Origin of the sequence: Nostoc sp. 'Lobaria pulmonaria (5183) cyanobiont' (assembly GCF_002949795.1) — a bacterium.
Taxonomy (GTDB): domain Bacteria; phylum Cyanobacteriota; class Cyanobacteriia; order Cyanobacteriales; family Nostocaceae; genus Nostoc.
Genome location: NZ_CP026692.1, coordinates 4621101 through 4644838 on the forward strand (window position 1 = coordinate 4621101; position 23738 = coordinate 4644838).

The window sequence follows — 23738 nt, forward strand, 5'->3', positions numbered from 1 at the left end:
GATTGATTTGGTCAACCTAGTTTTCTATTAGAATTAACCAAGAAGTTTACCTATTTACAGTTGAGTGATAACAAACACGCTACAGAATGCAGTGTATGTCATATTTGTTATGCGCTCTATCGTAGTCACCTTCAATAAGCGCTGAAATCAGTAAAAATACGTAAACTCCAAAATAGAATTTTTGAGGTTCTTAATAAATGAGGGATATGCTGTATGAATGTCGTATCTAAAGACATAGGGAGTTTAAGCTAATATTCATTCTGCATCCTGGTGTCTCCCATTCTCTGCATAAGAGTGTATTTCTGAGGCTAAGGATTATGCAACTTAAAGATGGATTAATTTAATCTCTCCACAATGCCACTTGTTGCTTGAGTTCCCTCATATCTAAATAATCGTTAGCAAAAGCTTTCCATAAAAGTGGATCAGGAATAAAACCATCATATTTTTGAATTTCTGGTGCTTCTGAAGTACTAACTAAATCTCCTGAGGTAATTCTTTGTTCGCACAATGAAGTAATTTCACGATAAAGATATTTAAATTTATCTTTGCCTAATTTAATTGTCAAATAATAGGGATTTACTCCGCCAATACTTGTAATTTCTAATGATTCCCGGCAGTACGAGTTGAGCAATCTTTCTAAGGTGCGATAAGCAACCGTACCCATCCAAGGAAAAATACAGCATTTACCTTTCTCTAATTCTACAATATTGTGTTTATCTAATTCAACCTGCTGCACCAATTTGCGAACTTGATGTAAGCGTTGCAAAGCATTTTTTTGCAAGTAACTGTACTCGATATTCTCAAATAAGACTTGCTGCATTCGTTGCAAAACTTTGGTATGAATAGTCCCACCACAACCACGCCAATAAATACTAGATTTACCCTCAGCTTGTTTAACAAAAATAGCCTTCTTTTGAAAGTCAACTTCTACGACTTCCCAAGTTCTCCCAGCTAAAGCAAATTGATTACCAACAGGAAGTGGCGTGACAATACTGCCAATTTCTGTTGAACCTTGCTTAACAATGTATTCTTGCTGTTCAGCAAAAACAGCATAAAACTGAAATTTTCTCACTACCTTTTCTCCTGCCAAACCCAAGATTAATTTACCTTGTTCAGTATGCTGAATATGACCAATATCAATTAAATAACGAAGCAATAATTGGAAATCTTCTTTGGAAATAGCAGCAAAGGGCGGCAAACTAAAAATTTGTTTAGCTAGGGCATTAGCTGAAATTTCCCCTGCTGCTGTTAAAATACTCATTGTTTGGTGATAAAGCAAACTCAAAGGATATTTAATTGGTTTGATTGGTTCAATCCATTGTTCCTCTAAATAAAGTTGAATAATCGCAATACATTGCAAAAGTTGCCAGGGGATTTGTTCTGGTATAGAAGCTTCTGGTAATGGCTTATCTTCAGCGCAGACGAAACGCATATCAGCAGCTTCACCTCTTCTACCACTACGTCCCAAACGCTGTAAAAAGCTAGCTACAGACAGGGGTGATTCTAACTGAATCACTCGCTCTAAATAACCAATATCTATGCCTAATTCTAGAGTCAGAGTGGCGGCGGTAACAGCTGGATTGTTGGGTTCACGCATCGCATTTTCAGCAGCTTGCCGCAAACTAGCAGATATACTTCCATGATGCACATGATATATATCTGGTAGTCCTTGTCCTGTGGCAATTTGTCGCAAAGATGCAATTACAGATTCAGTACGTGTGCGATTATTAGCAAATATCAGGCATTTGCGAGACTTGCTGAGGTTGAAAATATATTGTTCATCAGCTGTCGCCTCTGATTCATCTACTTCATCAGTAATATAAAAATGTTCTACAGCTAGTTTTATTTGCCGTTTTATACCGTCAATTTTTGGTGTAATTACTGGCTTATCTGTTCCCGAACGCAACCACTCTTCAGCTATTGAGTAATCACCAAGAGTTGCCGATAAACCAATACGGCGCGGTTGTTTTTGCGTAAACTTTGCTAAACGTTGTAATTGGCAAATAATTTGGCAACCGCGTTCTGAACCCATAAAGGCATGAATTTCATCAATAATGACAAACCTTAAATCACCAAATAAGCGAAGTAGGTCGTTATTTTTATTAATTAACAAACTTTCTAGAGATTCTGGGGTAATTTGGAGAATGCCTTGAGGATTCTTTAAAAGCTTGTTTTTTCGAGTTTGCGAAACATCGCCGTGCCAGTGCCAAACTGGAATATCTGCTTCTTTGAGTAAGTCGTTGAGACGCTCAAATTGATCGTTAATTAAAGCTTTAATTGGACTAATATATAATGCGCCAATTGTGGCAGCAGGGTTGGCATGTAATAGAGTCAAAACTGGTAGAAAGGCTGCTTCTGTTTTACCAGCAGCAGTTGCAGCCGTAACTAACAAGTGAGCATCAGTGTCAAATATAACTTGACAAGCGGCAATTTGAACTGGTCGTAATTCAGTCCACTGGTGATGATAAATATATTCTTGGATGAAGGGTGCAAGTCGGCTAAAGGCATCGCTCATTTTTTTATGGATAGAAGTGTTAGTAAAACTACTCCTTGGTATTTCAGAACCCTCGAATCATGGCTCAACAAGTTCCATGCTTGGAATTACCGATTGCTAAAAGCGATCACTACCCTTAAATTTCTGTCGTAGATATTCTACTACCACATTGGTGGCAGAAGTTCCACCTACTATGTCATATATGCAGATTGCTGCTTAATTGTTTTATGTCTATTCAAGTCTACGGAATTCCCAATTGTAGCACTGCGTTATGATAACGTTTCCTAATAAAACAATTTACATCATAACCCCCTCCCACGAAACAGCGGGGAAGGGGTTGGGGGTGGGGTTCAGTACCTACTTAACCGAGAATCAGTTATACTTATACTTGCAATCGTTTTTGTAAGTACTTTGGAAAATTTTGTCGATTTTTACTCCTATTGACTCAATGCAGATTAACATCCATCAGTCAAACTGAAGTAATAGGGGCAAGTATATAATGAAGCAAAAACCATGAATAAGGAAATATTACGTGTCATCCTTGCTACATGCATCATTGTGGTTGGAGTGACACACTTTGCTATTCCAGAACCTTATGTCAAAATTATGCCACCGCAACTTCCTTACCCTTTAGGATTAGTTTATCTCAGTGGCTTTTATGAAATTTTGGGTGGTATTGGGTTATTAGTTCCGCCTGTAAGTCAAGCTGCTGCTTGGGGACTTATTGCTCTTTTTATTGCGGTTTTCCCTGCCAATATCAATATGGCGGTTAATCACATTCAGCTAGAACATATACCAAACTCACCTTGGGTACACGTAGTTAGACTTCCCTTTCAAGCTGTTTTAATTGCTTGGGCTTGGTGGTACACGAAATCTTCGATTGGGGAAAAACAAGCTTCTATCATTCCTAAGTCACTGATTCCCAAGGAACTAGAATCAGAATAAGTGCGTTTTTTATATTTGAATCATGCGCCTTGCAACTTTGTTTGGAATAACATTCTCGTTAGCAATAGGCATTGGAGGAGTTACACTTCCGGTAACTCAAGCTGTGCAGCTTAGAGATGGCCTTGTCTATTTTGTCCAACCGCCAAAACTTGTTGAAGCGACAACTACTTATAAAGATGTTAATGTTTTTAGCGCAACTTACTATTTCACTATCAATGTGCCGGAAAATGCTGGAGAATCCCTCCAGAAGGTAACGATCGCCCAAAAAGAGGGGTCAGAAAACATCCGCTACAATCTTGATGATACCCGTGCATTTATCGGAACACGCCATCGCAAAGAAACCCAACTGAAACTAGGCCCAGTTACAAACGAGCGCCACACACGCACGGTTTCTGTAAACTTTGACCCACCTGTAACTCCAGGACAGACAGTTACAATCGCCCTCCGCCCTGTGAGTAATCCAAGCTTTTCTGGTGTTTACTTATTCGGTGTTACAGCATTCCCTGTGGGTGAAAAATCTCACGGTCAATTTCTTGGCTTTGGACGGTTTCAGTTCTACAGCAATACGGGAAGTTGGTGGTTCCCATAGAGGGAACATTTTCTAAAAGTTGTGTTATAAAAACGGGCAAGAGTCTTAAACAATACGAAAGCGCTTACCATCAAGCTTTTTCGTTATATATCTTTGAGGATTCAGGAAAAATTAGCTGTATTTTTCCTGAGTCGCTGACGTATACTCTGATTTTTCGGTAAATGCGTAATTCTTACAGCAATGGAATCAAATGCTACTGTAAGCAATCAAGCTTTAGCGTTTAATCATCAGTAATCTTTAAAAATAGAAAAAATTATGTTGAGTATTCCTATTAACCTAAATTTATCTCGTATACCTCGTTTAGTAACTTCCTTACCTGGGCCTCGCGCTCAAGCAATTGTACAACGCGATCGCGCTGTAACTTCCCCTTCTTACACCCGCGATTACCCGTTGGTTGTATCTCGCGGTCAGGGCTGTATGGTGGAAGATGTAGATGGCAATATATTTCTGGATATGACCGCAGGTATTGCCGTTACCGCCACCGGACACGCTCACCCAGAAGTCGTCAAGGCAATTCAAGAACAGTCGGCGCGGCTGCTGCACATGTCAGGGACAGATTTTTATTATGAGCCGATGGTAGAACTAGCGGAACAATTAGCGATTCGCGCTCCCTTTCCACACCCACATAGTGATAGTGGGTTTCCCGCAAAGATATTTTTCACCAATTCCGGGGCAGAATCCAACGAAGGAGCAATCAAACTAGCTCGATATTACACCAAGCGATCGCTAATCGTAGCCTTCTTAGGCGCATTTCACGGACGCACTTATGGGGCAATGTCTCTCACTGGTTCCAAAGCAGTGCAGCGAGCTAATTTTGGGCCTTTACTTCCTGGGGTGACTCATATCCCTTACGGCACTGACGCTAGCTTAGATTACTTGGAACAACAGCTATTCACGACGATTTTACCACCGCAAGAAGTAGCGGCGATCGTCGTCGAAGCGATTCAAGGAGAGGGTGGATATATCGTACCCGAAGATGGTTTCTTGCAGCGGATTCGGGAGATATGCGATCGCCACGGTATTCTGATGGTGGTGGATGAAGTGCAAGCGGGGATGGGGCGGACTGGTCGCTTATTTGCGATCGAGCATTGGGGTGTGATGCCTGATATCATTACTACTGCTAAAGGTATCGCCAGTGGTTTGCCATTAGGAGCCATACTTGCCAGACCTGAGTTAATGACTTGGCCTCCTGGTTCTCACGCCACCACATTTGGCGGTAATCCCGTAGCTTGTGCTGCTGGTATTGCCACACTGCGACTACTGGAAAGTGGTTTGATGACCAACGCTACCCAGATGGGAGAATTGTTACAAGCTAGTCTTACCAAGTTGCATCAAAGATTTCCCAGAGTATCGTTGCCACGAGGTAAGGGTTTGATGGTAGCGGTAGATTTATTGGATGAACAAGGTAATCTCGATTATAAATTGCGCGATCGCATTATTCAAGAAGCTTTTTTACGAGGTTTATTATTACTAGGTTGCGGTAAAGCAGCAATTCGTTTTTGTCCACCTCTAGTTATCGACAGCGACCAAATTCAGATAGCCCTTCAGATTATCAGCGAGATTTTACAGCAGTTTTCATGTATTTGAACCACATCTGTTGTAGGGGCGCAGGGCCTTGCACCCCTACGGCGTGGTCTATTTACCTGAAAATAGCTGTAAGTTCTTAAAAAATCATAGGGAATGGGGAGTAAGGGAGAAGGAAATAACCAATGCCCAATACCCAATGCCCCATGCCCAATCCCCAATCCCTAATACTTTATGAAACCTGAAATAGCCCTTGATTTATGGAAATTACTTTGGCAAGAATACAGCGCCAGGGTAAATTATGCCCGTACTTACCAGCAAATGATTACTGCTGCTGGTGGGACTGTCGCCAACGACCACATCGCCTTTCGGTCTTTGCGTTTATTAGTAGATACTCCACAAGGTCAACTTAACTTAGGAATTAACTACCTTGGACAACTTGCAGAAGCTTTAGGTTATGTGGCGGCTGGAGAGTATACTTTTGCTCAAACTCATTTGTACGCCCGTCATTATTGTCATCCACAGCAAGAGGAATTTAACTTACCCAAGCTGTTTATCAGCGAGTTGATTGTCGATGAATTGCCTGCTAATATTGCCCAACTCATCTCTAAAACAGTATCTTCAATCCTAGACGAACTGACCTCACACCTTACTCTTATACAAAAAGACGGGAACATTGAAACTATTGCCAAACTCCAGCAAGTCTTCACCCGCCCTTGGCTACCTCCCCAGCGTTCTGTTGTCGAAGAGGTGAATCAGGTTACTCAGTATGGGGCCTGGGTATTGCTGCACGGATATGGTGTTAACCACTTTACAGGCTATGTTAACGGACAGAATACTCCAGAATATCCAGATATTGATACTACCGCCAGTGCTTTAGCTAACCTGGGTGTACCAATGAAAGCAGAGATAGAGGGAAATGTTGCTTGTGGTTTACAGCAAACTGCAACTCAAGCAGTAAGGTCAATGGTGACAGTGTTAGATGATAACAGTGGCGCAGAAATTCAGATTCCTTGGACTTATGCCTATTATGAAATTGCCCAGCGCTATCTAATAGATGTGGAATCTGGAAAGCAGGTACTTTTTGATGCTTTTTTAGGAAGTAATGCCCTGCAATTATTTGAAATGACTCGTCTATCCAAATAGCCCAGAGGTGTTAGTAAAGGATTCAATTTCAAGGTTCTGAGCTAGTAGTTTCGTGTTTTGGGCATAATTATGCTTGCAACACAAAATCAGATGCCGTGAGAGTTGGCGCATTAGTTAGAGTTGCAAATAGACCACCACTGCCAAAACCAGCTGCACTACCATTTTGGTTGTAGAATAACTGCCCACTCACAGGATCGTACACAATTTTTGCCGTGCTAGTCCCGGCTGAATTCGTGATTTTAAAATCACTGGCGTTACTAAAACCTGTTCCTGGAGTAGAAGCGATCGCACCAAAGGTAGTCTTATCCAGTACAATCTTGTCACCTTGGGAACCCGTTGAGGGTGGAGACTTATCTGCAACCCGCTCTTGCGTTCGAGCGTCAGTGTCTGTCGTAGACATTGCACTCTTTTTTACAGATTGGGTTGAGGAATCAAACCCAACATTTGCGCGTTTGTTGACTAACACTGTGGTTCAATACAACTTAAACCACAGCGTTAGTAACTAAAATGGTGATTTTGTAACAAAAATTCTCATGTTTGTAACGGAAATAACAAATTTACTAACCAAAATGGTTTTTTTCTCACAAAATTTATAATGTTTGTAACAAAAATAATGAATTTAGTAACCAAAATGGTTTTTTGTAACGAAAATTATGATGTTTGTAACAAAAAAAATGGATTTTTATAACGAAAATTGCGACTTGAGTTAGTTAAGTCGCAATTTTTATAACTAAAATTAGGGTTAATGTTCAGAGAATATCGCGTTTTGCCAAATATTGGTACGTTTGCCAACGTGCATCTACTTCAGCTTGGGCTTGTTCTAATAAGTGTTTGGCAACGTCGGGTTTGCTCTTGGTCAGCATCTTGAAGCGATTTTCTTGATACATCGAATGTTCTACAGATTGCTTCGGCGATCGCATATCTAATTGCAAAGGATTTTTACCCTGGTTAAGCAACTCTGGATTATGCCGATACAGCAACCAACGACCTGATTCTACCAGAGTTTTCTGATGATTCATCCCTGTAGTCATGTTAATGCCGTGGGCGATGCAATGGCTGTAAGCAATAATCAGTGATGGGCCATCGTAAGCTTCTGCTTCCAAAAATGCTTTCAGGGTATGTTCATCTCTAGCACCAAGGGCTACACTCGCTACGTAGACATTTCCGTAGGTCATGGCAATCATCCCTAAGTCTTTCTTTGGTGCTGGCTTACCACTAGCGGCATATTTAGCAACTGCGGCTCGTGGCGTAGCTTTGGAAGATTGACCGCCTGTATTAGAATACACTTCTGTATCCATCACCAAGATGTTGACATTCCGACCACTAGCAATTACATGATCGATGCCGCCAAAGTCAATATCATAAGCCCAACCGTCACCGCCAACAATCCAGACGCTTTTTCTCACTAAGTAATTTGCAAGGGATTTGAGATTTTGGATTTGAGATTTGAGATTAGGGTCGAAAGTGACGATTTCATCTAACTTCTGCTGCAACAGTTCTATCCTTTCTCGCTGTTCCCAAATGTCAGCCTCTGATTTTTGTTCAGCTTTCAGGATGGAGTAAACAAGGTTTTCATCTATTTCACTCCCCAACCGTTGCAACAATTCCGCCGCAAACTCAGCTTGTTTATCAAGGGAGAGGCGGAAGCCAAAACCAAATTCGGCGTTATCTTCAAATAGATTATTTGACCACGCGGGGCCGCGTCCTTCGGCGTTGGTTGTCCAAGGTGTTGTGGGGAGATTCCCACCATATATTGAAGAACAACCTGTAGCATTGGCGATGACAGCGCGATCGCCAAACAATTGTGTTAATAATTTCAAGTAAGGTGTTTCACCACAACCTGCACAAGCACCAGAGAATTCAAATAAAGGTTCTTGCAGTTGTTGTTGGCGAATCTGGTTTAATTTTAGCGATCGCCTGTCAGGATTAGGTAAACTCAAGAAGAAATCCCAGTTTTTCCGCTCTTGTTCTTGTAATGGCAACTGTTGCGCCATGTTAATCGCTTTCCGCGATGGTTCAGATTTATCTTTAGCAGGGCAAATATTTACACAAATCGTGCATCCTGTGCAATCTTCTGGGGCAACTTGAATGGTAAATTTTTGATTGGCAAAGTCTTTATCTTTTGCACCAGTTGACTTAAAGGTTCCTGGTGCATTGACTAACTCATCCTCTTGATAAGCTTTGGCACGGATTGCACTATGGGGACAAACCATAACGCACTTCCCACACTGAACGCAGACATCCGGCTCCCATACAGGTATCTCTTCGGCAACGTTACATTTTTCCCACTTGGCAGTACCTACGGGAAAAGTGCCATCAACTGGTAGTGTGCTAACAGGTAAGTCATCACCTTCCCATACCATGATTTTGCCCAGAACTTCCCGCACAAATTCGGGAGCGCTGTCTAGCAATCTTGGATTGTTGATTGTTAATTGTTGATTGTTGATTGTCTGTGGGATATCTACTTTATGCAAGTTGTCTAAGGTGTTGTCTACAGCTTGCAAGTTCATGCGGACAACTTCTGCACCTTTTTTACCGTAGGTTTTGTCAATCGCTTGTTTGATTTTAGCGATCGCTTCTTCTTGCGGCAAGACTCCCGCTAAGGCAAAGAAGCATACCTGCATAATGGTATTAATTCTGCCACCCATGCCACTTTCACGGGCAACCTGGCTAGCATTAATCACATATAACTTCAAATGCTTATCGATAATTTGCTGCTGCACTTTCAACGGCAGATTTTCCCAAACGCTATCTGCATCATAGGGACTGTTAAGCAGCAAAGTCGCCCCAGGAATAGCAGCCTTCAAAATATCTATGTGTTCTAAGAATCCCCAGTGATGACAACCAATAAAGTTGGCTTGGTCAATCAAGTAAGTGGAGCGAATTGGCTCTTTACCAAAGCGTAGGTGAGAGACAGTCATCGAGCCAGATTTCTTGGAGTCAAAGACAAAGTAGCCTTGGGCGTAATTGTCGGTTTCTTCACCAATAATCTTGATGGAATTTTTATTAGCCCCAACAGTACCATCAGCACCTAACCCATAAAACATTGCCCGAACAACATTATCTGATTCTGTGGAGAAGTTGGGGTCAAAGTTTAGAGAAGTGTAAGTTACATCGTCATTAATACCGATAGTAAAATGGTTCTTCGGTTTAGCTTCAGTAAGGGTATCAAAAATCCCTTTCACCATCGCCGGAGTAAATTCTTTAGAAGAAAGACCGTAGCGACCACCAATAATTTTAGGGTATGAGAGAGTATTTTCTCCCCACGCCTCATAGATAGCAGCCACAACATCCAAATACAAAGGTTCCCCAGCGCTACCTGCTTCTTTGGTGCGATCGAGAACTGCGATCGCTCTTACACTAGTTGGTAAGGCTGCAACAAACCTTTGGACATCAAAGGGGCGATAAAGTCGCACTTTCACTACACCCAGTTTTTCACCACGCGCGTTAAGATAATCTATCGTTTCATGAACGGTTTCACAGCCTGAACCCATAAGAACGATAACGCGATCGGCATCCTTAGCACCGTAATATTCATAGATTTTGTAATGCCTTCCCGTGCGTTCTCCAAATTCATCCATGATGCGCTGGACGATTTCTGGACAAGCGTTGTAGTAAGGGTTAGCACCTTCCCGTCCTTGGAAGTAAACATCGGGGTTTTGGGCAGTTCCCCGCAAGACTGGACGATCTGGAGTGAGAGCGCGGCTGCGGTGGGCGAGTATGAGATGATCGTGGATGAGCGATCGCAAATCGTCATCTGAAAGTAATTTGACTTTCTGTACTTCATGTGATGTACGGAAACCGTCAAAGAAGTGCATAAACGAGACTCGCGTCTCTAAGGTAGCAGCATGGGCGATGAGAGCAAAATCTTGACTTTCCTGCACCGAAGCGGAACACAGCAGGGCAAAACCAGTAGCACGAGCTGCCATCACATCGCTATGATCGCCAAAAATTGATAAAGCATGAGTAGCCAAAGAACGGGCTGCAACGTGAACTACGGCGCTAGTCAACTCACCAGCAATTTTGTAGAAGTTGGGAATCATCAACAATAATCCCTGAGATGCCGTAAAGGTGGTACTCAGGGAACCTGTTTGCAATGCCCCATGCACAGCACCAGCCGCCCCACCTTCGCTTTGCATCTGCACGACACTGGGAACAGTACCCCAGAGATTAGGACGACCTTCGGCTGACCAAGCATCTGCCCATTCACCCATTGCTGAAGAGGGGGTGATCGGATAAATGGCAATCACTTCATTTAATTTGTAAGCAACACGGGCGACAGCTTCATTCCCATCAACGGTTGCAAAGGTTTTGTTCATAATCTGATTTTTGTCCCCGCCTTTCAGTGTAAATAGAAGAGCAGAATTCAGGAGTCAGTCATCATAAGTCAGAAGCAAAACAGGCTCTTGATCTGGCTTTGGAAGTTTTGTGCCTTACTGAATGACAAACTGCTGCATAAACAGCCAGAGCTAGGAAGTCAGGGTATTAAAATTTTAAAGTCAAAGAGTTATCGGTAGGATTTACCATTGTTTAAATGATGATTTATTAATGGGTTTCGGCTTTTTAATTAACTTTAAATAAATACTTCATATATTAGTATCTCATCCGAAACACTGCGTCTATTAATATGTATTAATCATGTACTCAATAGCCAAAAGACATATTAGATAAGGCTTTGGGCTAATAGATTCTTTTTTGTGGGGTATGGGGCCGGGTTTTTGTCTCGTTTTTATCCCCGTTAGGGGAAGTGGTTATGGAAATCGTATTACTTGCTTGTTGTGGTAGAATCTATACCATCAATTTTCAGTTGACCATCTTCCATATAAATGATCCGATCAGCAATATCGAGGATGCGATTATCGTGGGTAACTAGCAAAATCGTACAGCCTTGTTCTTTAGCTAGCTTCTGCATTATTTCTACAACATCACGCCCAGATTTTTTGTCAAGTGCAGCAGTGGGTTCATCTGCTAAGACAATCTTAGGATGGCTAACTAAAGCACGAGCGATGCCTACGGCGGGCTACGCCAACGCTACCCGTTGCTTTTGCCCTCCAGATAGTTTCTCTGGGTAGTAATCGACACGATCGGCTAAACCGACAGTTGACAAAATGGCGATCGCTTTGGCATTGATATCCTGATTCAAAAAATCGTCATGCAACTCTAAAGACATTCGTACATTTTCTCTAGCTGTCAAAAAAGTCATCAGGGGAATTGGGAATTGGGAATTGGGGAGACGAGGAAAATAATTCTTCACTCCTAACTCCCAAAACTAAAAAACATCAGCAGGGTCAGCAGCTCGTAGTTTTCGCATTGCGATCGTCCCAGAAACACTACACATGATCACGGTCAAAATCCAAACCTGGATCGCCCGTTCCATTTTCATGAAAATGGGAAGCATTGTTGCAGCATAGGTGACTTGATACAATCCAAAAGAAAGGATGAATCCAGGCAGAAAACCTAAGATAGCCAATAACAATGCTTCTTGAATTAGGACTCCCAAGAGATAGTTATCGGTGTATCCCATTGCTTTGAGGGTGGCGTATTCTGGCAAGTGGTCAGAAACATCAGAGTAAAGGATCTGGTAGACAATCACAATGCCAACGATAAACCCGACTCCTGTACCTAAACTGAAAATGAAACCAATTCCAGTACGGGCTTGCCAGTAAGTTCTCTCTACTTTTGCAAACTCTTCTGGAGTCAGGACTCTGACATCTTTAGGTAGTCCATTGACAAGTTGCGATGTCTACGACGGGCTACGCCTACGCACTGTTTCAGAATCGGCATCTGGTTTGAGCGTGATTAACCCAACTTCGATGCGATCGGGTTTACGCTCTGGGAATAATTGGAGAAAGGTAGAGTCACTGGAAGTCCCTTATCATCGGCAGCAAAGGAGGCTCCATCAGTAAACAAGTCTTTAACAAAGACGGCTTTACTATTGAGTTCCGTGTCAAATTTGCCTGTTTTTTTAAATATATCGCCAACTGCCCCGTATTCTGGACGACCTGCCTGGTCAAACAGAACCTTGTCCTAGTTTCACTTTACCGATGTCGATTTGATAAACTTCTGCGACTGCCATCATCTGGTCTGTTTGCGCTAAGTCTGCAATGCCAGAATCACTAATTTTTTCTCCGACTCGCGTATGAATTTTGATGATCTGTCCGGCTTTAACGCGATCGCCCTCTTGGACTAGAATTTTCGCAATGCGATCGCCATCCAATGCCAAGGGCGCAAACAAGCTAATTACCTCAGGCTCCGATTCTAGTCGTCCTAACGCAGCCACTTTTTGACTTTTGGACGTGGTTTCTACTGGCTCAGATTTCTCAGGTTGACCAACTAACCCAAACTGAGAAATCCCATAAACAACAATTCCACCCGTAATAGCAGATCATTACTACACCTTCAGAAGTATCAAAACTTATTATGTAATATAATAATCTTATATGTTTTGTATTAAATACAATTTATGCCTTATCGGAGAAATTTTTTAAGGAGAGCCGGATACACAACCCTTTCTGCCTTATTAACTATGGGGTTTTTACAAAAGGATAACCAAAAAGAAGACCAAGGCACGAATGCAATTGCAGCAAATTATACAAGTAAAAATTTAAATTCTCCCCTTCGGCAATTAGCTGCCGCCAAAGGAAAGCGTTATGGCGCAGCAATTTCTAGTGAATTTTTGCAAACAGAGAAAGATTACGCTAACCTAATGGCTCGTGAATGTTCCATTGTGACACCGAATGGTGAATTAAAATGGGACGCTACTGAACCACAGCAAGGATTATTTACCTTTGAGTCAGCAGATGCGATCGCTGATTTCTGCCAAAAACATAAGATAGAATTGCACGGGCATACCCTTTTTTGGCACATGGGAAAACCAGACTGGGTTCCTTACCCTCCTACACCTAAGATGATCGAACGCCATGTTAACGGAGTCATGGGGCATTATCGCAATAGTCCCGTTTTAAAGTCTTGGGATATTGCCAATGAAATTATCGCCCAGAGTGAAAATGAAACTGATAACGCAACAACCGGTTTGCGTAAAGGGTTAAAACCAGAATTGATTCGAGACTTGTTTTTAATTGCCGCTTCAGTTGATAGCAGCAAGAAATTTTACCTAAACGATTTTGGCATCGAAGGCACTACATGGAAATCAGAACGTTTCTTAAGAATGGTCGAATATCTGAAGAATAGTGGTGTTAAAATTGACGGGGCAGGTATCCAATCACATCTATGGTTTTCTACTGCATATCCTTTTGACGAGAAAGGATTTAATTCCGTTTTAAAACGGCTTAACGATCTTGAAGTGAAACCAATAATTACGGAATTAGATATTATCATTGATACCCCACTACCCGATAGTATCAAAAGCCTAGACCAAATGGTAGCCGATAGTTACAAGCGATATCTTGACCTGTGCTTTGCAGCTAAGGTCGATACTGTAATTACATGGGGACTTACTGACCGTCATACCTGGATACGTCATCCCCAGTGGATGCCAAGAAAAACCTTTAGAAACAATCCAAGTCTCTGGAAATTTCTGCGTCCGCTTCCCTTCGATGAGAACCTGCAATCTAAACCAGCCCGCAATGCTATAGCCCAGGCTTTTCAGGAATCAACTTAATACTCCACCCAGGCGTAAATATAGCATTTCCTCAGCAACTGAGGTACACCCAAATCTTGTTTACCAAGCTTAGTAATTTTGAAAATGTACCTCCTTATGCCGGGAACTGCTATAGTACTTTTAAGTATTATTCTAAGCAAAATAGATGGAGATATTTTTCGTTATTCACGATTATGAAAGTTGAATAAGACTTACTGACTAATTAATCATTAAACCTTAGTACGACATTTCATAAATTCGTGACGAATTGAGTAACCTACTGGTAAGGCTTTGAGAAACTCGATAACGCTACGAACTTTTGAAATTTCGTACTTATAAATACCAGCAGGTTATTTTTTTTTTGTTGACTTGAGATACTCCAAATTTCTCGTAAAAATAATGTGCCAACAAACCAAGGCTCAAGTAAGTAACGTCTCCAAAGCCTTTTCGGTTCAGATAACAAGCGATATAACCATTCTAACCCCACCTTTCCCATCCAGCGAGGAGGAGTAGGTATTGCTCCTGCTATATAGTCCATACAGGCTCCACTGGTCAAAATAGTATTGGTATGAAGATGTTCAAGATTTTCATAAATCCAATACTCTTGGCGTGGCATACCCATTCCCACCATTAATATATGGGGTTTGTAAGAATTAATTGCAGCTACAGTGGCAAGATTTTCTTGACTATTTTTATCTATATCAATATAGCCATGAGCGCAAGCAATCTGTAAATCAGGAAATTTCTGGCATAAAATATTTGCTGCTTTTTCAGCAACTCCTGGCTTTGAACCTAAATAGAATACACGCCAACCTTTAGTAGCAGCTTCTGCCATCAGAGGCCATACCCAGTCAGCATAGGTTACTCTTTGTTCACGTTTAATTGGAAAACCCAACAGCTTTCCAATAAACACTAAAGGCATACTATCAATATGGGTATATTCTGCCTTGGAATAAAAAGCTTGCATTTTTAGATCGTTATGGAAGAGATAAAGACTATGTAAGTTGTGATTAGCAATAATCCATTTTTCATGCCGAGCAATAGATTCTTCAATCAAGAAATTTAAGTCAAGGATAGACAGTGCATCCACTTGAGCGCCAAAAAATTTATAAGAAAAGCTCTTTTTCATACTTTGTTTTTTTTGATAAATATGAGATGTTATCTCAATGTAAAGGGGAGTATTGTAAAATTAATTAGCAATATTTCAATACGAAAATACTGAAATAGCTAATTTTTTTAGTTAAAAATTATTATCTAAATATAACTAAAAAGCACTTTTTTTCATGAGGATTTCCGCGATATTCTGTGCTCTTGCATTCCAGGAATACTTTTCGGTAATTAAAGTATGTGCTGTATCTACAAGTGATTGATATTTATCAATATTTGAAGCAGCATCAAGTATTGTGTTAGCGACTTCTTCGCGAGAGTATCCTGTTACTAACAGATGTTCTAAGTGGCGAAATTCTTCTAAACCTCGCAAGCCTTCTGGTGTTGATACAACTAATTTTCTACTAGCGAAATAATCTAATGCTTTATTACGAGCGCCACCTGCTACTGCTTGTTTTGAAAATGGCAATAAAGCAATATCTGCATATTTCAGATGGGCGACAAAATCTTCTCTTTTAGGTAAAAAGCCTAAAAAAGAAATGTTAGAGGGTATTGATTCTGAAATATCACTATTATCCCTACCAATCACAACAAAATGTACTTTTTCTTGATGACTTTCAAGGGATTTAGCAACCTCAATCGCCATTGATACAGACATATCATTAGTTGGAAATTGAAATGTTTTGGGAGCAATAATAACCACTATTTTAGCTGGTCTGAATGCTTGATAGGGGTCTTGATCTGGAAAGACTTCAGTATTGAGTAAGTCTTCAGTCACTCCATTTCCAATAGAATAAATTTGCTGTGGAGTTTTTCCATACCATTGGGAAATTAGTTTAGGAATTGATTCACCTGCTGCAATAATTGGACTACCAGAGAATATTAAAATTCCCTGAGCAATATATGTCTTAATACATTGTGCAAACTCTTTGAAAGGATTGGCAACTGAAAACAAGCGCATCCAGTATTCATAAGGCGAAAATGTATGAAAATCTAAGACAAGAGAGGAACTACTGTGTTTTCTAAGCTTTAGTGAAACTAAAGCAGCTAATCCAGGTAGTGTTTCTTGAGCATACACAATATCTGGACAAAACTCGTCGATGCACTTTTCTATGGATTGAATATATGACTTCAAGCTTCTTGATCCAATAGAAAGAGAAGGTGCATAATTAACAGATGAACAATCTAAACCTAGCTGAAAAACATCAAAATGTTTAGTAAGATATTGTCCTAAATAAAAAGGTCTAGTGAATGCACCAAATGGCTGACTAGAATCGAGGGTTGAGACAATCAGTAAGCGTTTACCCATAAAATGATTGCTGATTATTATTTTATAGTTTGAAACTACATTTGTGAAGTTATTAAGATAGTTATAACTTATCCAAATGTCATCCACTAATGACTATTATGCAAGTATTAAACTTCTGAGTTGGTTTGATTAATATCCTCAGAAAATGTGGGAGAGATTGCCAAATTTTTGTAACCAATAATTGCTCTGATATAGGGTAAGAACCAGTAAAGTATCCAGAATGGCCCAGAGTGTCTGCTACAAAATATAGTCCATGATTTCAATGGAAATCCTTTAATTTGTAGTACTTTTTTCAAGCGTTCCAATAGATTTAAATTGGTATCTGCCCAACTATTGCGAATAGAATTTTTAGTGCAAGTACCAATATACCCAGGAGCTACCCATATTTTACAACCTAATTTACGCGCTCTTAGGGCATAATCTAAATCTCCTAAACTATGAGCAAAAGCTGTATCAATATTGCCAACTTTGGCGGCAACACTTTTAGGAATTAGCACGCAGTTACCATACATAGCATCGCATTTTTGGATAACAGAACTTGGTTCTAAAAATTCAAACTTATTAGAATACCACTTTTTAGATTTTACTGCTCCTCCATAGGTTGCTTTTCCTGTAATTGAGTCTTTAGTTGAACCAACTACAATTGAGTCTAGATAACCAAGTTCCGTCAAATTTTGATGAACCTGTAATAGTTTACTCACAGCATTGGCTTCTAGAAATGTGTCATCATTCAACCATAGATAATAATCATATTGATATTTTATTGCCTCACTAAAAGCGAGATGCATTCCTCCAACCCAAAATAAATTGCCATTACCTTGAAGAATTTGTACTTCTGGATATTCTGCTTTAACAGCTTCTGTAGTACCATCAGAACTCCCATCATCAGTTAAATAAATATCACAATGATTCTTTTGCTGATATAAAGCATTTAGACAGGCAAGAGTTGTATTCCGTCTGTTATAACATGTCAGAATTACAGCTAGATTTGCTTTATTCATTTCATTTACCTCATATAATATGTACAAAAATGATTAATTCAAGTTATAAACTTATACGCAACTCTGACAGATGATCTTCATAATCTAAATTATCCAATTTCTACCTTTCATATATTGTTATATCTATTTAAAACTTAACTCTCTTTTCTATCCAGCCACTAAAATTAATATCTAAATTAAAGCTTTTTAGTTTTTGTTCCATTCTTCTGACTCCCAACAGATATCGATGCCAAACTGATACACGAGGCATATTAAGTCTGACAACCTCTTCACATAACCATTGATATTTATCTGAATTACTATTAAATTTTTTCAATTTTTTTATTTGTCCATTCCAATCGTTATAAAAAAATAAGTTGAAATAATGAATGGATATAATATCATCCCAATGTTTAAGTTGAATTTCTTTTGATAAACGGTTATGTAAAGGTAATGGATAACTATAATTAGGAGGGAGATGTTCAACGTTTTCTTCCAAGGCACATAAAGTTACAGACAAAACAGACTGCTCAACAAAATAAATACCCTGAGGAGGAGTAATATCCAAGCGCATTACTTTTTCAAAGTTCTCTTTCCAAGTTGTAAATATACTCGCACTCCTTCTTACAGCAACCAAACCAGAATTCCAGTAGGCTCTGATTCTTTTATTACCAATTGGTGTGTCAACAAATAGCTCACGCTTTACTCCCAGTAGTTCATATAGTTTTTGCCAATACCACTCTTGAGGGTCTTGCAGACCTGTAGAACCAATTCCTTGACCATACTCAGGACGTACCCGTACATTACAATCTACTGGCAATAGAAACTCTTTTGGTTCAGAAAAAAAGCATTTGTCACTGTCTAAAAAAACCAATATTTCTGCATCAATATTTTGTTCTGCATAAGCACAAACTAGGGGTTTATTAGCTAAATAATATTCATGAAATTCTTGATTTATCGGGATTTGTTGATGAGTCACCTGCAATGCTTCAAAGGCTTGTTGGGTTTGCTTTAAAATCGGTTCACCTACTCTAGGATGAAAACTATATATAGGTGTATTTTTCAATCCGCCGCAGAACTTACGAATACTTTCTGCAAGCATCAAAGATTGGCCTTCTAAACGGCCAGGTTCTGTACAAATTATAAAAGCTATAGGTATTGACATATTATGAAGTATTGATTTACTAAGTTAATTACTCAATGAAGATTTATTTGCTATCATCAATATTTCCTGAAACAAGGCTGAATAACGACGTGCTTGAAGTTCCAGAGTGAATTCTTGCTCGGCTTTTTCGCGGGCATAAAATGACAGTTTTTGCAACCTCTGTTCATTTTCAAGAACCCAGGTAATTCCTTTGCCAAAATCTTCAACTTCATAAGGTTTAGCCAAATAGCCGTTCTGCTGATGATCAACAATATCTTTTAAGCCAGTAGAATTAAACGCCACAACTGGAGTACCACAAGCGAATGATTCCGAAGCTGTCTGTCCAAAAGATTCTTGAAGAGACGGTACAAGCATTACGTCAGCTGCTGAGTAAACAGTTGCTAAAGATATAGCATCATGTAAGTGTCCCAAATAGTGGCTTTTGAAGCCTAAATCAGGTGGATTTTCAGGTTGAAATGCTCCAAAAATCACAACTTCCAAGTCATCCTTCCAGCCAGATTTACTTAATTCTTGTAAAGCTGGTTGCAACAAATGAAATCCTTTATTTCTATCGCTTGTTGCTTCTATCGCTCCAAAGAGTATCAGCTTTTTATCTTGAGGTAGATTGAGTGCTTCTCGTGCAAAATGTTGATTAATCGGTCGATATTTTTGAGTATCTAGTCCGTGAGGAATTATCTCAATTCGCAAATTCTGGAATAAAGAACTGGAATGAGCGCACTCTGCTAACCAAGAACTTGGTGAAACCAGAGTTAAATTTAAATTTTTCCAAGCTTTGACTTTGCGCTGCCATACCCAACGCGATAAATCCCATTCATTGCCACTGTTGAGTTGAGGACAAGCCCCGCAGAATACTTTGTAGCGATCGCATTCTCCAGTAACGTGACACCCTCCAGTAAACCCCCACATATCATGGAGAGTCCAAACTAGAGGACGCTTCAGTTTAGCAAAGGTTTCTATTTGCATAAAACCTCCGCTAATCCAATGCAGATTGATTATATCTGGATTAATCTGGGCAACTTTAGGAATAACTCTATCTGGCAACCATTGGGTAAAAAATGGAGTATTTTTCTTTTGGCGATAAAGCTTTAATGGCAAACTTTCAACTGTCAATTTTGCCTTAGCAATACCTTGGAACAGTCTAATTTTGGGTGCAATTACTGTTTTATCATTACTATATTTTTCCTGAACTAACATTTGTGACTGTAGTCCTATATCCTGTAAACCTGTGTGTAAACGATATGCAGCCCTCGCTGCACCGCCACTAATATCATGGGTACTAATATGTAAAATTTTCATTTTTATTCACTTAATAATTACTGAAACTATTTTTGAATGTCATAAAAACTAATTGACTAAAATGTTTTTACGATTTCGTTGATATTCAACAGTCAAAGATAATGACGTAGTGACATACATTAACCAATTCCAGCTAGGAGTTAATAATCTGGCTTCTGAAAAATTAACTATGACTATGATAAGTAGCATCTGCATTGGCCAATAATCTTCCGGTTTTTTAGCGACAGAAATAATTCGAGTCAATGCCATTACAAAAAACCGGACAAACCCTGCTGCAAAAGTCAAAAAACCTAAGAATCCCAATTCTAACAATAATTCTAAAAAACCATTATGGGCATTACTTGCCCAATCATAAGTAGCTCTTAATTTAGATGCAGCATTACTAGTCCAAAATCCCGAAAATCCATAACCTAACCAAGGTCTTTCCAAAATCTTGGAAATCACTAGCTCCCAGAGGTCAGAGCGTCCATTGAAGGTAAGGTCTTTACCAGAAGTACCAACTACAGCTTCGGCATTATTGAGAAGTAATATTGAAGAAATCATCAGTAACATCAAAGTTGAAGTAATCATAATAACTTGTAATTTATAATTAGTTTTCTTTAGGGATCTGTAGAAAGGTAAAAGTAATATCATTGTCAACAAAATCGTTAAAGATGTTGTTGAACGTGAGAGGATAATTAGACATATAGAGATCCCACATAGTGCCCACATCAACCAGCGATATCGATGGCCACTAAGAGCAAGGTGCAAAAAAACTCCTGCACTCCAAGCCATCATGTAACCTAATTCATTTTTATGACCATAAATTCCACTCCACATACCTAGTAATTCCGGTGATTCATGAATATAACCTGGTACGAATGCAGAAAATAGCATAGATAATGATGCAGCTACGCCAAGTGCCCAAGCTATCAGCTTAATTTGTTCCTTAAGCGGATAACGCATTGCTAAATAGATGGCAAGAAAATATATTCGGATTAGACCTCTTAGATAAGTAAGACTAGAACTTAGGTCTTCTGACCATAAAAGAGAAAATATAACTATTGCTAGTAAAAAAAACTGTAATGGACTTCTAGTGATTACAAAAATAAAACCTTTCCAGTATAAAATTATGAAATAAAATAGGATTAAATATGAAACTATATTGAACAAAGTATCTAGCTTATCGCCTCCAAGGGTAGACATGGAAACTTCTTGTGCGGGGTGTATTGTTAATGCACCTACAGCAATCAGTAATAGCAAGATAGTTAATATTTTCTCTGTTAATTTTACTTTCATTTTTTATATTTGATTTATCTATTTTTTTATTGTTGAGTAATTCAATCTTTTCTTCACTTCCTCTTTAAAAATATCCAATGCAGTTGCTTTATAGACTGTTTTCTGTATAAAATTATCTGCCTCTACATTCCTGACAATAAATGGTGGATGCTTTAAGGGAAATTCCATTGCCTGCATGGACATATTGATGAAGGAAAATCCTTGATTTGAAGTGAAATGAGTTGCGTCTGTACCAACACCAACATTAGAGATTAAATTGACATTGGGAATAATACTTAAGCTTCCCTGCATCCAACAAGCAAATGTCCATTGATAATCCCAGGTTATACCTGTAGGATTGTCATAAACAGACTGAAATATTCGTTGCCAAGAATTTACTGCTTTTTGGTCTATAAGAATGTCATGTAAAAGGTTTTCTGCTTGCACCTCTTTCCAGAGTTTGATAGTCAAATCATAATGTTGCCAAGCACGTCTCCAACTTGCCCAACCCCAGCAGTGGTTGTAGCGAGAAAAATAGTAACTGTAATTTGTACGTTTTTGTCCAAGTTGAAGATTTTGAGCAGAGATTGTGGCGATTCTGGTATCATCTCTATATTTTTCCAGCAATTCTTGACTAAATCTGAAAAAAGTTGGGTGAGGGATACAATCATCTTCCAAAATAATTGTCTCCTCGACATTATTAAAGACCCAATCTAAACCACTTGATACCCGTTTTGCACAACCTAAGTTGATATCAGAATAATTCTTTATTACTTCACAATCCCAATCAACTCTCTCAATAATTGCCCTAGTCAATTTGCATTTTTCTGCCTCACCTTCGTAGTCAGTGCGGGGTCCATCTGCAATTACAAAAAGTTTTGTTGGCTTGGCTTGGCGAATAGCTTCAAAAACTTTCTCTGTTGTTTGTGGGCGTTTAAAAATAATAAAAGTTACGGGTGTTTGCATAAAATAATAAAAGTTAAATAATAACGATCAGTATTTGTAAAAATGAATAAGCGATCGCACCTGAATTTTAAATAGTTTTTGTGTTCTTGAATCAAATGCGTTGCATATAAAAGCAGCAGCAGCTTGAGATATTATTGTTGCGATCGCAGCTCCAAGTCCTGCATATTTAGGAATAAGTAATAAATTGAGAATGATGTTTAGTATTGCCCCAAATAAAGTCTTACCTAAAGAAACGTGGTTTAAACCTTCAGCAATAAACCAAGGTGATGTTGCAAGACCCATAAATACAAACAAAGAAGTCCAAATATGAACTGCTAATATTGCTCCTGCCTCTGCATATCCACTTCCAAACATCACTATAATTATCTTGTCAGATAAAAAGGACATTGGAAGAGCAATTCCTAAAGATATACATGTCATTAGACTGAGTAATTGTCCTATTCGCTGATAGTAAAGACTTTCTGATTTTTCCTTTGCTGCATAAATTGCCGGAGCAACAGAGGAAACAATAGCCCCTGGAATAAAATACCAAATTTCAGAAATACGCACAGCAGCAGAATAAACTCCAACCTCACTATCTCCGATCATTTGACCTAACATCACCTGATCTATTCTCATAAAAATCATGATGGCAAACCCCGAAAAAATTAGAGGTAAACTCTCTTTCATAAGAGTTTTGGCAGAAGCAAAACTCCAATGCCATAACCACAATGAAGACCCTTTGACTTGGTAAACAATCAGTAAGCCAATTGCACTCATTGCAAATTCTGCTAATGTTACCAAAGCAAAAGCTAGCAATGGTGCTTTTGTTAAAATTAGTGTGATTTTGATCGCAGTATTTAACAGAAACGCCGTGTTTTTAGCAATTACAGTATATTTTGACTGCACCTGTGATTGAAACCACAGTTCAATAGTATCAGATGCCCTAAAAATTCCTGCTATTCCTAAAATTGTAACTAGCCATATCTTTAGTGTTTCATGCTCACCTAAGAAAAACATCGTGCTAACTGCCAATAAAACAGAAGCAATCCCACCCAAAAATTTTAGCCAAAAAGTAGTTCCTAAAATTTCCTCTTTGTTTGATGATTGACGAACAAGATGGCGAACTACTACGTCGTCTAGTCCGAGAGTAAAAATTGGGCTAAATAAGGCAACAAAAGCTAAAGCATAGTTAAATAGACCATACTGTTGTACTCCTAAATAACGTGCTACCCATACCCCTACAACTAAGCTTGCACCCATACGTAGAATGCGGTCAGCAAATAACCAACCGGTATTAGCAATAATTGCATGCAGCCCAGAACGAGATTTAAATTTCGATAAGTTTTTAATTTTTAATTTACTTAACATTATTTTTATT

General features: G+C 39.3%; 17 protein-coding genes and 2 pseudogenes. 5 read left to right on the forward strand and 14 right to left on the reverse strand.

Annotated elements, in window-relative coordinates; genetic code table 11:
* Positions 1–340: 340 nt before the first annotated feature.
* Positions 341–2515 (reverse strand): DEAD/DEAH box helicase, encoded by a 2175-nt coding sequence (locus NLP_RS20350; protein WP_104907975.1) that lies wholly within the window; start codon positions 2513–2515, stop codon positions 341–343.
* Between the two features lie 492 nt (positions 2516–3007).
* On the opposite strand from NLP_RS20350, the gene NLP_RS20355 reads away from it, so the two are divergent.
* From NLP_RS20355 to NLP_RS20370, 4 genes are all read left to right on the forward strand, one after another.
* Complete coding sequence (locus NLP_RS20355; RefSeq protein WP_104907976.1) at positions 3008–3439, forward strand: DoxX family protein; 432 nt, start codon at positions 3008–3010, stop codon at positions 3437–3439.
* 22 nt (positions 3440–3461) lie between these two features.
* Complete coding sequence (locus NLP_RS20360) at positions 3462–4028, forward strand: DUF2808 domain-containing protein (RefSeq protein WP_104907977.1); 567 nt, start codon at positions 3462–3464, stop codon at positions 4026–4028.
* Between the two features lie 255 nt (positions 4029–4283).
* Positions 4284–5615, forward strand: a complete 1332-nt coding sequence (locus NLP_RS20365) for an acetyl ornithine aminotransferase family protein (RefSeq protein ID WP_104907978.1) — start codon at positions 4284–4286, stop codon at positions 5613–5615.
* A 171-nt stretch (positions 5616–5786) separates the two neighbouring features.
* Complete coding sequence (locus tag NLP_RS20370) at positions 5787–6698, forward strand: DUF1338 domain-containing protein (protein ID WP_104907979.1); 912 nt, start codon at positions 5787–5789, stop codon at positions 6696–6698.
* A 67-nt stretch (positions 6699–6765) separates the two neighbouring features.
* Here NLP_RS20370 and NLP_RS20375 read toward each other — a convergent pair whose 3' ends face one another.
* The 5 genes and pseudogenes from NLP_RS20375 to NLP_RS20395 all read right to left on the reverse strand — a co-directional run bounded on the left by NLP_RS20375 (position 6766) and on the right by NLP_RS20395 (position 12978).
* Positions 6766–7098, reverse strand: a complete 333-nt coding sequence (locus NLP_RS20375; protein WP_234016997.1) for a hypothetical protein — start codon at positions 7096–7098, stop codon at positions 6766–6768.
* Between the two features lie 349 nt (positions 7099–7447).
* Positions 7448–11017: a pyruvate:ferredoxin (flavodoxin) oxidoreductase gene (nifJ, locus tag NLP_RS20380; RefSeq protein ID WP_104907980.1), complete on the reverse strand. Its 3570-nt coding sequence runs from the start codon at positions 11015–11017 to the stop codon at positions 7448–7450.
* A 446-nt stretch (positions 11018–11463) separates the two neighbouring features.
* Positions 11464–11904: pseudogene (locus NLP_RS20385) on the reverse strand (ATP-binding cassette domain-containing protein); the annotation flags it as partial.
* 63 nt (positions 11905–11967) lie between these two features.
* Positions 11968–12725, reverse strand: a pseudogene (gene devC, locus NLP_RS20390) (ABC transporter permease DevC); the annotation flags it as partial.
* Positions 12709–12978, reverse strand: coding sequence for a biotin/lipoyl-binding protein (locus NLP_RS20395; RefSeq protein ID WP_234016998.1), 270 nt, complete (start codon positions 12976–12978; stop codon positions 12709–12711). The pseudogene devC and the gene NLP_RS20395, both read right to left, overlap by 17 nt.
* Before the next feature lie 246 nt (positions 12979–13224).
* Between NLP_RS20395 and NLP_RS20400 the strand changes: the two genes are divergently transcribed.
* A complete protein-coding gene (locus NLP_RS20400; protein ID WP_234016999.1) occupies positions 13225–14319 on the forward strand; it encodes an endo-1,4-beta-xylanase in 1095 nt (364 codons plus the stop codon).
* Positions 14320–14575: 256 nt separating this feature from the next.
* Here NLP_RS20400 and NLP_RS20405 read toward each other — a convergent pair whose 3' ends face one another.
* The 8 genes from NLP_RS20405 to NLP_RS20440 form a co-directional block, all read right to left on the reverse strand.
* Positions 14576–15427 (reverse strand): WecB/TagA/CpsF family glycosyltransferase, encoded by an 852-nt coding sequence (locus tag NLP_RS20405; protein WP_104907983.1) that lies wholly within the window; start codon positions 15425–15427, stop codon positions 14576–14578.
* A 135-nt stretch (positions 15428–15562) separates the two neighbouring features.
* Entirely contained in the window at positions 15563–16714 is a 1152-nt protein-coding gene (locus NLP_RS20410; RefSeq protein WP_104907984.1) for a glycosyltransferase family 4 protein, read from the reverse strand.
* A gap of 107 nt (positions 16715–16821) precedes the next feature.
* Positions 16822–17715, reverse strand: coding sequence for a glycosyltransferase family 2 protein (locus tag NLP_RS20415; protein WP_104907985.1), 894 nt, complete (start codon positions 17713–17715; stop codon positions 16822–16824).
* A 127-nt stretch (positions 17716–17842) separates the two neighbouring features.
* Entirely contained in the window at positions 17843–18859 is a 1017-nt protein-coding gene (locus NLP_RS20420) for a hypothetical protein (protein ID WP_104907986.1), read from the reverse strand.
* Positions 18860–18883: 24 nt separating this feature from the next.
* The gene (locus tag NLP_RS20425; protein WP_104907987.1) at positions 18884–20155 is read right to left on the reverse strand and encodes a glycosyltransferase family 4 protein; all 1272 of its coding nucleotides are present in this window, start codon (positions 20153–20155) and stop codon (positions 18884–18886) included.
* 48 nt (positions 20156–20203) lie between these two features.
* The gene (locus tag NLP_RS20430) at positions 20204–21433 is read right to left on the reverse strand and encodes an O-antigen ligase family protein (protein WP_104907988.1); all 1230 of its coding nucleotides are present in this window, start codon (positions 21431–21433) and stop codon (positions 20204–20206) included.
* A gap of 18 nt (positions 21434–21451) precedes the next feature.
* Positions 21452–22378: a hemolytic protein HlpA-like protein gene (locus NLP_RS20435; RefSeq protein WP_104907989.1), complete on the reverse strand. Its 927-nt coding sequence runs from the start codon at positions 22376–22378 to the stop codon at positions 21452–21454.
* Positions 22379–22405: 27 nt separating this feature from the next.
* Entirely contained in the window at positions 22406–23728 is a 1323-nt protein-coding gene (locus NLP_RS20440) for a flippase (protein WP_104907990.1), read from the reverse strand.
* Positions 23729–23738 lie beyond the last annotated feature (10 nt).

Excerpts from the sequence above, each read along its gene's own strand:
- NLP_RS20365 (WP_104907978.1), top strand. The coding sequence starts at position 4,284 with ATGTTGAGTATTCCTATTAACCTAAATTTATCTCGTATACCTCGTTTA.
- NLP_RS20430 (WP_104907988.1), bottom strand. The coding sequence starts at position 21,433 with ATGAAAGTAAAATTAACAGAGAAAATATTAACTATCTTGCTATTACTG.
- NLP_RS20415 (WP_104907985.1), bottom strand. The coding sequence starts at position 17,715 with ATGAATAAAGCAAATCTAGCTGTAATTCTGACATGTTATAACAGACGG.
- NLP_RS20360 (WP_104907977.1), top strand. The coding sequence starts at position 3,462 with ATGCGCCTTGCAACTTTGTTTGGAATAACATTCTCGTTAGCAATAGGC.
- NLP_RS20355 (WP_104907976.1), top strand. The coding sequence starts at position 3,008 with ATGAATAAGGAAATATTACGTGTCATCCTTGCTACATGCATCATTGTG.
- NLP_RS20400 (WP_234016999.1), top strand. The coding sequence starts at position 13,225 with ATGGGGTTTTTACAAAAGGATAACCAAAAAGAAGACCAAGGCACGAAT.
- nifJ (WP_104907980.1), bottom strand. The coding sequence starts at position 11,017 with ATGAACAAAACCTTTGCAACCGTTGATGGGAATGAAGCTGTCGCCCGT.
- NLP_RS20440 (WP_104907990.1), bottom strand. The coding sequence starts at position 23,728 with ATGTTAAGTAAATTAAAAATTAAAAACTTATCGAAATTTAAATCTCGT.
- NLP_RS20435 (WP_104907989.1), bottom strand. The coding sequence starts at position 22,378 with ATGCAAACACCCGTAACTTTTATTATTTTTAAACGCCCACAAACAACA.
- NLP_RS20420 (WP_104907986.1), bottom strand. The coding sequence starts at position 18,859 with ATGTCAATACCTATAGCTTTTATAATTTGTACAGAACCTGGCCGTTTA.
- NLP_RS20410 (WP_104907984.1), bottom strand. The coding sequence starts at position 16,714 with ATGGGTAAACGCTTACTGATTGTCTCAACCCTCGATTCTAGTCAGCCA.
- NLP_RS20350 (WP_104907975.1), bottom strand. The coding sequence starts at position 2,515 with ATGAGCGATGCCTTTAGCCGACTTGCACCCTTCATCCAAGAATATATT.
- NLP_RS20375 (WP_234016997.1), bottom strand. The coding sequence starts at position 7,098 with ATGTCTACGACAGACACTGACGCTCGAACGCAAGAGCGGGTTGCAGAT.
- NLP_RS20370 (WP_104907979.1), top strand. The coding sequence starts at position 5,787 with ATGAAACCTGAAATAGCCCTTGATTTATGGAAATTACTTTGGCAAGAA.
- NLP_RS20405 (WP_104907983.1), bottom strand. The coding sequence starts at position 15,427 with ATGAAAAAGAGCTTTTCTTATAAATTTTTTGGCGCTCAAGTGGATGCA.
- NLP_RS20425 (WP_104907987.1), bottom strand. The coding sequence starts at position 20,155 with ATGAAAATTTTACATATTAGTACCCATGATATTAGTGGCGGTGCAGCG.